This window comes from Thermococcus sp., assembly GCF_015523185.1.
GTDB lineage: Archaea > Methanobacteriota_B > Thermococci > Thermococcales > Thermococcaceae > Thermococcus.
This window is the reverse complement of the sequence record NZ_WAKV01000070.1, coordinates 1-9,164: the sequence shown is the minus strand read 5'-3', so window position 1 is coordinate 9,164 and position 9,164 is coordinate 1. Positions and strand designations below refer to the sequence as shown.

The 9,164-nt window shown below is 51.4% G+C and carries 9 protein-coding genes; 7 read left to right on the top strand and 2 right to left on the bottom strand.

The genetic code is table 11. The features are described 5' to 3' along the window. The 5 genes from F7B33_RS08275 to F7B33_RS08255 form a co-directional block, all read left to right on the top strand. On the top strand, nt 1–362 hold a 362-nt coding region (locus F7B33_RS08275; protein WP_297074103.1), incomplete at its 5' end, for an alpha-hydroxy-acid oxidizing protein. A gap of 47 nt (nt 363–409) precedes the next feature. Beyond that, nucleotides 410–724, top strand: a complete 315-nt coding sequence (locus F7B33_RS08270) for a hypothetical protein (protein ID WP_297065248.1) — start codon at nt 410–412, stop codon at nt 722–724. Between the two features lie 87 nt (nt 725–811). After that, nucleotides 812–2,155 carry an RNase J family beta-CASP ribonuclease gene (locus F7B33_RS08265; RefSeq protein ID WP_297065252.1) on the top strand — a complete coding sequence of 448 codons (1,344 nt, stop codon included), beginning with the start codon at nt 812–814 and terminating at the stop codon, nt 2,153–2,155. Between the two features lie 69 nt (nt 2,156–2,224). Continuing rightward, nucleotides 2,225–3,256, top strand: a complete 1,032-nt coding sequence (locus tag F7B33_RS08260; RefSeq protein WP_297074102.1) for a polyprenyl synthetase family protein — start codon at nt 2,225–2,227, stop codon at nt 3,254–3,256. Further along, on the top strand, nt 3,256–3,861 hold the full coding sequence (locus F7B33_RS08255; protein ID WP_297074101.1) for a DUF3267 domain-containing protein: 606 nt from the start codon (nt 3,256–3,258) through the stop codon (nt 3,859–3,861). Before F7B33_RS08260 ends, F7B33_RS08255 begins: the two co-directional genes overlap by 1 nt. Here F7B33_RS08255 and F7B33_RS08250 read toward each other — a convergent pair. Beyond that, the gene (locus F7B33_RS08250) at nt 3,817–4,662 is read right to left on the bottom strand and encodes a class I SAM-dependent methyltransferase (protein WP_297074100.1); all 846 of its coding nucleotides are present in this window, start codon (nt 4,660–4,662) and stop codon (nt 3,817–3,819) included. The genes F7B33_RS08255 and F7B33_RS08250 overlap by 45 nt on opposite strands. 259 nt (nt 4,663–4,921) lie before the next feature. On the opposite strand from F7B33_RS08250, the gene F7B33_RS08245 reads away from it, so the two are divergent. Both F7B33_RS08245 and F7B33_RS08240 read left to right on the top strand, forming a co-directional pair. After that, a complete protein-coding gene (locus tag F7B33_RS08245; RefSeq protein WP_297074099.1) occupies nt 4,922–5,473 on the top strand; it encodes a hypothetical protein in 552 nt (183 codons plus the stop codon). An 18-nt stretch (nt 5,474–5,491) separates the two neighbouring features. Then, complete coding sequence (locus tag F7B33_RS08240; RefSeq protein ID WP_297074098.1) at nt 5,492–6,094, top strand: hypothetical protein; 603 nt, start codon at nt 5,492–5,494, stop codon at nt 6,092–6,094. 9 nt (nt 6,095–6,103) lie between these two features. On the opposite strand, the gene leuS is transcribed toward F7B33_RS08240, so the two are convergent. Beyond that, on the bottom strand, nt 6,104–9,007 hold the full coding sequence (gene leuS, locus F7B33_RS08235) for a leucine--tRNA ligase (RefSeq protein ID WP_297074096.1): 2,904 nt from the start codon (nt 9,005–9,007) through the stop codon (nt 6,104–6,106). Between the last annotated feature and the right edge of the window lie 157 nt (nt 9,008–9,164).

The following is a 9,164-nucleotide window of genomic DNA, read 5'->3' as shown; positions in this document are numbered from 1 at the left end:
TACGCTTCTGGGACTGGGGAATTAAAACGGCCATAAGCGTTGCTGAAGTTCGCCACTCGACGGAGTTGCCCATTATAGCCACCGGTGGGATGAGGGATGGAATAACCATGGCGAAGGCTTTAGCTATGGGTGCCACCTTCGCCGGAGTGGCGTTGCCTCTCTTAAAGCCCGCCGTGAAAGGCGACGTTGAAGGCGTCATAAAAATCCTCCGGAGGTACATTGAGGAGATAAGGAATGCGATGTTCCTCGTTGGAGCCAGGAACGTCGATGAGCTGAGAAGGGTTCCGCTCGTTATCACGGGCTTCACGAGGGAGTGGCTTGAGCAGAGGATTGACCTGCCGGTGTACCTGAGACGCAGGTAACTCATTGTTTGAGTCATCTTTTTAAACTTTCTATCGTATAAACTTCGGTGTTTTCGATGATAGATTCAAAGGGCAGGCTCATCCTTAGCTTCATCGAGGGCTTTGCACTCACGTGGAATCCCTTCACGATGGCCTTATCAATTGCTTTCGGGTTCTTTGACGCGATGGTCCACAAGTTCGGAACAACCCCGCTCAGGAACGTTTCCTATCTCTTGGGTGCATTGGTAGGAACCTTTTGCTCTTACTATACTGATGGAACCTGGTTTATGCACTGGAACGGAATCTGGTGGATGCCAGCTGGTCTAATTGTGGCGTCTCTGATAGGAATACCCCTCTCTTGGTATTTTGATAGGAGGAAATGAATGCACACCTTTTTAAACCCCTGGACAGAGTAGAGAGCAACGCAGCCCCACGCCTCAAGAGGGGCCTGGGGCGGGAGGATGATGCAGATGATACGAATCTACACAATCAGCGGTTACGAGGAAGTCGGCAAGAACATGACCGCCGTTGGCTATTCCGACGGCAGGAAGGAGGAAGTCGTGATAATAGACATGGGCATTATGCTCGACAGGGTGATGATTCACGAGGACACGAGCATTCAGAAGTTTTCGGATAAAGAACTCCAGAAGCTCGGCGCAATTCCCGACGACAGAATCCTGTGGAAAAGCAGGAACAAGAAGGTCGTTGCGATAGCCCTCACCCACGGCCACCTCGACCACATAGGGGCAATAGCCAAGCTCGCGCCCCACTACCCGGACACGCCCGTCTACGGGACGCCCTACACGATTAAGCTCGCAAAAGCAGAGGTTAAGAGCGAGGAGTATTTTGAAGTGAAAAACCCCATGTATGAAACGAACTTCGGGGAAATCGTCCAGGTGAGCGAGAACATCGCGATAGAGTTCATCCGCTCAACCCACTCAATTCCACAGGCCTCGATGGTTGCGATACACACGCCTGATGGAATAGTCCTCCACACCGGCGATTTTAAGTTCGACAACAACAACCCCCTCGGCGAGAGGCCTGACTACAAGAGATTGAAGGAGCTCGGTAAGGAGGGTGTTAAAGTCCTAATAGCAGAGTCAACGCGTGTTGCCGAACCGACTAAAACGCCGAGTGAAGCTGTTGCCCAGATGCTCCTCGAGGACTTCTTCCTCTACGAGGGCATGGACGAGAAAGGACTGATAGCCACTACCTTCGCGAGCCATATATTCCGCCTTCAGGAGCTCATCTGGATAGCCAACAGGATGGGCAGGCAGGCCGTTCTCGTCGGTCGCTCGCTGGCGAAGTACACGGGCATAGCAAAACAGCTCGGCCTCATAAAGATGAAAGGAGCCAGAGCCGTTAGGAGCCCCAACGCCGTTAGAAAGGTTCTAAAGGAGGTTTCCCAGGCAAGGGAGAACTACCTCCTTATAGTCACAGGCCACCAGGGGGAGCCGGGGGCCGTTCTAACTAGGATGGCCGATGGTGAACTCTACGACATCGGAAAAGATGACACCGTCGTCTTCTCTGCGGGGACGATACCCAACCCCCTAAACTACGCCCAGAGATACAAACTCGAGACGAAGCTAAGGATGAGGGGCGTCAGGATGATTAAGGACCTCCACGTTTCTGGACATGCCAGCAGGGAAGACCACCGCTACCTCGTCAGAATGCTCAATCCGGAGAACATCGTCCCGGCTCACGGCGAGTTCAGAATGCTGACCCACTACGCTGAACTCGCTGAGGAAGAGGGCTACATGATTGGAAAGGACGTCTTCGTTTCGAGGAACGGCTACGTTGTTGAGATTCCGTGAAACTCCGTAAGACTGATAAAGGGTTCCTCTCTTTTTCCATTAGCTCTTTCATGCTCACGGGGTGATAGCATGGGAAAGTACAATGAGCTGTTCAACAGGATTAAAATCATGGCCAAGGCCGTTGACAAGAAAATCTTTGAACTCATTCCCGAGAAGGAACCAAAGAGCCTCTACGATGCCGCGAGGCATTATCCACTCGCCGGCGGGAAGAGGGTAAGGCCCTTTGTAGTCCTGCGCGCCACCGAAGCGGTCGGTGGCGACCCCGAGAAGGCACTCTATCCCGCGAGCGCCGTGGAGCTAATCCACAACTACTCCCTCGTCCACGACGACATTATGGACATGGACGAGCTCAGAAGGGGAAGGCCGACCGTCCACAAGGTCTGGGGCGTTAACATGGCCATTTTAGCGGGCGATTTGCTCTTCAGCAAGGCCTTTGAGGCGATAGCCAGGGCTGAGGTAAGCCCGGAGAAAAAGGCCAGAATCCTTGAGGTCTTGGTAAAGACCTCCAACGAGCTCTGCGAGGGGCAGGCTCTGGACATAGAGTTCGAGACGAGGGACGAGGTGACTGTTGAGGAGTACCTCAGAATGATAAGCGGTAAAACCGGGGCGCTCTTTGACGGCTCTGCGACCATCGGGGCAATCGTTGGAACGGATAACGAGGACTACATTAGGGCCCTGTCAAAGTGGGGCAGGAACGTTGGAATCGCCTTCCAGATATGGGACGACGTCCTTGACCTAATAGCCGACGAGGAGAAACTGGGTAAACCTGTCGGAAGCGACATAAGGAAGGGCAAGAAGACGCTGATAGTTAGCCACTTCTTCCAGAACGCGAGTGATGAAGATAAGGCCGAGTTCCTGAAGGTTTTCGGTAAGTACGCCGGCGACGCGAAGGGCGACGCGCTGATACACGACGAGAAGGTGAAGGAGGAGGTTGCAAAGGCCATTGAGCTCCTCAAAAAGTACGGAAGCATTGACTACGCCGCTCAGTACGCGAAAAACCTTGTCAGAGAGGCGAACGAGGCCCTTAAGATACTCCCCGAGAGCGAGGCAAGGAAGGATTTAGAACTTTTAGCGGAGTTTCTGGTCGAGAGGGAATTTTGATGGGAGAGCTCAAGCTCTCCGATTATTCCTCCGATATCGCTATCCTGTCCCCGTTCCTTCTCATAGTATCGGCTCTGGCAGTTCCATGGGTTGAAGTTTCCTTGAGCTCCTTGGTTGATGCCCTTTACTTCCTCCTGCCGTGGGTTTTAGTGGTTCCGCTCCACGAGGGCCTCCATGCCTTGACGGTAAAGCTCCTCCGAGCCAAAGTGAGGTTCGGAGTTACGACGATTGGCAAGGTTGCTTTAGTGCCGTACGTGGCCGTCGGGACTCCCTTACCTGCGAAGAGGTACACGCTCGTTTCCCTATCTCCACTGGTACTCTCTGCCATTTCCTTTTCCCTTGCCTGGGCCCTCCGCTCCGATTTCTGGGCGCTCATTTACATCTTCAATACAGCGGGAATGGCGGGCGACTTCCTTACTGCGCTCGTGCTCTTAAAAATGCCCGGAGATGCAAAGGTCTTCGACGAGGGAACAGTTCTCCGCTCAAAAAATGAGATGCCAAGACCTTACCCGTTATGGGTTTCGTCACTTCTAAAGGCCCTTATAGTGCTGGCTTTCCTGTTAGTCCTCTTCCTCGGCCGTGTGGAAGTTGTAGTCGAGAGGTGAACTTTCCGCCAGAATCCACCCAACCGGCGGGTGCTCGGTTCCTTTCTTCCACTTCTCGTAGGCTCTATCCCACCTTTTTAAAAGCTCGGCGCGCTTTTTCCCATCTTTTATTCTCTCCACGTACTCCCGCGGGATGTATGCCAGGTAGTGCGGAAGGCCAGGCTCAAAGGTTCCGTTCTCTATTACATTCCCTCCCGCTTTCTCGACAATCTCCACGAGCCTCTCAAGTGTTGGGTAGTGCAGGTCGTCCTTTTCACCGAACAGCGCCTCAAAGATTTCCTCGCGGAGGTTGTATAGCTCCAAATGTGCCCTCTGCCTCTCGTTGGTCGCTACCGGCAGGCTCTCGGCTATGAAGACTCGTCCAGAGACTCTGAGCATCTCGGAGATAACCTTTACCATTGTCTCCTCATTTTTCAGGCTCCTAACTCCATGGATGAGGACGGCCAAATCGAAGGTTTTGAACGGAAAGGGAAGCTCCCTCGCGTCGAGCTTTAGGGGGATTATCCTGTGCTTAACCCCAGTAACTGAAGTTATCTCCTCGAAGAAGCGCCACCTTGATTTATCAACGGCCACAACGCGACCGGTTTCACCGACGAGATATGCGAGCGGAACGGTCGTTAGGGCATGTGCGCCGCAGCCTATTTCAAGGACGTTCATTCCCTCTCTTATCGGAGAGAACTGCAGGACGCGGAATCGCTCGAGCATCTCATGATGAAGCCAATTGGGTGGTAGCGGGGACTCGTTCCGGGGCGGGATTTTAGAGAGGATTTCTCTTTTGAATGTTTCTTCGCCAAAAAACATGGACAACACCGCAAAATGCTAAAGGGCTTTTCTTTAAGGTGTTTTCGGAGAAAAGGTTTTATAATGTGGGGTTGAAGTAATTACTGGTACGAATTTTTGATTCTTCCTGTTCTGGAATTTCTGGGGGAATTATGTTTATTCCCCTTGCATGGTCATGAAAATCCTTTACTCTGGCTCTGTTTCTTTTAGGTGGTTCAAAGTTAAGTGGTATTAATTAAATTACTATGACTATTTCCTAAACTGGCTTAAAACTCACGAAGTGCCTGGGAGTGAAGTTACAGCAAGCTCATCTCCATGGCTTCCCACGATATATCAGCCACTCGTTGACATAAACGGCGATCCGGGTATTCTTCATGGTGGAAAGGATCCCTATGGTCCCTTCGAAGGAGACAACGGAATTGTAAAGGTGTATTGGTACATGCACATGACTCAAGTTGGACCAATATTTGAAATTACCATTGTTTACAAAGATGAAGATGACCCAATTTGGGAATTGGACAAGAGCTATGATGCATATAGATGGATGAAGTATGGACGCATAGAGGACATAGAGACATTCTATTATTATGCTTGGTACAATAAAGCAGATTTTCCATCAATATATTCAACTGACGAATTCTTTGATAATCCTTTCCACGGGCCCCATGGGGATAAATACGGGGAGTCATACAAAGCTATATATATCAACACATGGAACCATGCCATGAGTGCTCAAGTGGATTCAAACCCGAACCTTAAGAAAAAGGTATGGGAGCCTGGAGATTATCCAACAAAAGAGGGAACCAGGGAAGATGCAGAAAACGACTATTAATGAGGGGGGTGTCGTCTAATGCACAAAAAACTTCCAGAGCTTGCTTTTTTAATTTTCTTTTTGACTTTGTGGTTTTCTTCGTGGTTGAAAAAAGCCTACTGGATAGAGCTAGCGTCATTATTGGGGCTCTTTGTGGTGGGATACGCTTTCAAATCTTCACTACGATGGAAACTGACGATTGGAGGCTTAGTCCTGGCAATCTCTCTGCCCCTTGTTACATTGACGTTGGGAAAAGCATGGTACTGGGTTACCGTTTTTATGGCACTACCTCCATATTACCTAGGCTCACTGATCAGGCTGTCGAGAACGCCTTTGAAGGCACTGGGTATTTCGGCCCTAATGCTTGTTCCCTTTGTAATTCCCCTTCATTTGAATTTTTACGTCTGGACTGCTATAGCTCTTTACTGGCTAGTTTTGGGTGTGGTCGGTGGTTACTTCCATTCCTCCTATTTGGAAGTACTAATCCCTTCTCTCGTAGTCTACACTCTCAGCTTGGTTATTGTGGTAACTCCCACCTTCACAATCACAGAAGACCAGCTCCTGAAGGTGGCAGCTCTGGTTCTCCTCCTGCCGTTTTATCCAGTTGGTGCGGTGATTACAATGAGTTTAAAAGGGAAATAGAAAAATGACTCACTCCACATAAACGGCGGGCTTCAGTGGCATCGCCTGCCTCTTCTTTCCTCCCTTGTCCTCCTCGGCGTTGATGATTATCTCCAGGCCGAGCTCCTTCTCAATGAAGTCCTTTGCCTCTCTAAGTGCTTTCTCCTCGTTTATCCTCTTTACTTCGAAGGCTCTGTCCCTTATCAGCCTCTGGATGAGCCTGCTTACCTCCTTGCCGTGCTTCCTCATCTCCTGCTCTTTCATCAGTTCGGCCATCGCTGACTTGAAGTCCCTTTTCTCTGCCACAACTTCAACCACTTTCCACTTCCACTCGGGGGCAGTGTAGATGTAGGCCCTCTTTGCATTTTCGAGCTTGGCTACCCTTATTATTTCCTTGATGTCCTCGATGACCGACTGGACGAACTGCTCTTCAGCCTCTACCGTCTCGTTCCACCACTCTTCAACCGGTTCAGGCCATTTCGCCAGGCTTACGAAGCCCTCTCCGCCGAGCTTCTCCCACAGTTCCTCGCTTATGTGGGGTGTAAACGGCGCCATGAGCCTGACCCAGATTTCTGCCAGCTTTCTCAATACGTAGCGCTTCGCCTCGTCGTCTCTACCATCGGTTCTGCGCATGTACCAGCGCAGGTCGTTTAAAACCGTGTAGAAGGCCCACTGCACTGCCGTCCTAGTCCTAAACTCCTCAAGGGCTTTCGTTGCCCCCTCTATGGCCTTATTAAGGCGGTGGAGCATCCACTTATCGATGTCCTTGAGTTCAACGCCTTCCTTAGCTTCATAGGTCGAGAAGCCGCTCACCAGCTCGTAGAACCTCTCGACCTGCCTGCGGAGCTTTCCTACCTCTTTCCTGCGCCAGTCGAAGTCGCTGTCGTGCTCGGCAAGGCTCATTATGTAGAGCCTCACCACATCTGCACCGTTCTCCTCGATTGCATCTATGAAGTTCAGCACGTTACCCTTGCTCTTGCTCATCTTCTGTCCTTCCAGCGTTCCGAAGCCGTTGACAGCGATGCCCCTTGGCCAGTGCTCCTTCCTGAATATTGCGGTGTGGTTGAAGATGAAGAACGTCAGGTGGTTTGGTATGAGGTCTTTGGCGGAGCAACGCCAGTCTAGGGGATACCAGTACTCGAACTCCTCCTTCATCTCGTGGATTGTCTCCGCGGGAATTCCCGTCTTCTCCTCAAGCTCTTTCTCGCGCTCCTCGCTGAAGTTCTCCCTAAACAGGTAGTCGAAGAACTCCCTCGTGAGCTTCTCTGGATTGAGTTTGCCCTCCTTCCTCAGCTGGTTGATGTGTCTGCTTATAGTGTAGTATGCCATGTAGATTGTTGAATCACTCAGGCTCTCAATGACCCAGTCGGGGTCCCATGGGAGCGGCGTTCCAAGGCCAACCTTCCTCGCGCAGGCCTTCTTGTCGAGCCAGTCTATCACAGCCTCGAACTGCGCCCTTCTGCTCTCCGGGTAAATCGTCATGTTGGCCAAAGCCTCCCTCGCCTTCTCCTTCCACTCCGGATTTCCGTAGTCAATGAACCACTGGTCGTGGATTATCTTGATGACAGCCTGATTGCCAAACCTTGAAATGACGGGCTTTTCCGCGAACTCGTACATTATCTCGGCTATGCCTTTCTCCATCAGCTCCTTCGCGATGAGGTCCTTAACCTCCTGCACGGGTTTTCCGGCGTAGGGCTCTATCTTAAAGTGTCCCTTGTGGTACTCCGCCTTGTAGATGGTCTTCGTCGCTTCCTCAAGCTTCTCCTTGTCCTTCTGGCTCTTGATTCCAAGCTTCTCAACCTCTTCCACCGCCGGGAAGTCGCCGTAACCCTCAAGCTCAATCAGCGATATATAGGTGATGTCCTCCAGAACGCGCGGGTCTATGTCGTATTTGAGCAGAATCTCCGTCTCCTTCTTCAGGTCTTCCAAGGCTATGTGGTCGAAGGGAGCGTGAGCCGGAACGCTCATGACCACTCCGGTCGCGTTGTCCGGGTCAACGAACTCCGCGGGGAGGATAATGATTTCATCTCCAGTAACCGGGTTCTTCACGTATTTGCCGATGAGCCTCTCGCCTTTGAACTCCTCTATGACCTCTATCTCCCTGTCCTGGAAGGAGAGCTTGTAAGCGGCCTCCTTGCTGACTATCCAGGTCTCCTCTCTCTCACCGCGCTTAACTTTGGCTTTGACGTAGGTCGCGTTGGGGTTCAGCCACATGTTTGTGACGCCGTAGACCGTCTCGGGTCTGAGGGTTGCGGCAGGGAGGTATACAACTTCGCCGTTCTCCTCAAGGATGAACTTGATTATGACGTACTCAAGGATTTGAACGTCTTCGCCCTCCATTATGTCGTGGTCTCCCAATGGCGTGCCAACTACCGGGTCCCAGCGAACGCGGTGCGCTCCCTTAACGACCAGCCCCATATCTTTCAACGTCCAGAACTGCCATTCGATGAACTTGCTGAAGGGCGGGAACAGCGAAGTCGTGTGGAATTCCCTGCTCCAGTCAACGCTAAAGCCGGCCCTTATGAAGGTTTCCTTTGCGGACTTCATGAAGTACTTGACGATTTCCTTCGGGTCCTCGAACTTCCAGAGGATTTCCTCGGGAACTTTGTAAACGTCGCGGTAGATGTGTATCGTCTTGGGGTCGCGGTTCTTTATCCTCTCGGCGATACCGACTATCGGAGCTCCTGTGATGTGCCACGCCATTGGAAAGAGCACGTTGTATCCCTGCATTCTCTTAAAGCGCGCTATAACGTCTGGAATCGTGTAGGTTCTCGCGTGGCCGACGTGGAGGTGGCCCGAAAGGTAGGGAAAGGCTACCGTTATGTAGAACTTCTTCTCCTTGGGCTTGGCTTTTCTGTCGGGTTCGAAGATTCTCTCCTCTAACCAGCGCTTCTGCCACTTCTCCTCAATGGCCTTGAAGTCAATCTTGGTCATTTCCAAAACCTCCTTATTGTCTTTAATTTTCCCAGAAGAGAGTCACGAATAGGGGGGTTATCGGTGAAATTAGGCATTTGAGTGCCAGCGGAGAAGACACTCCCCCCTCATCGGCATCGGAGCGAGTAACGGCTTTAAGTATTTAAGGTTTTTGGGC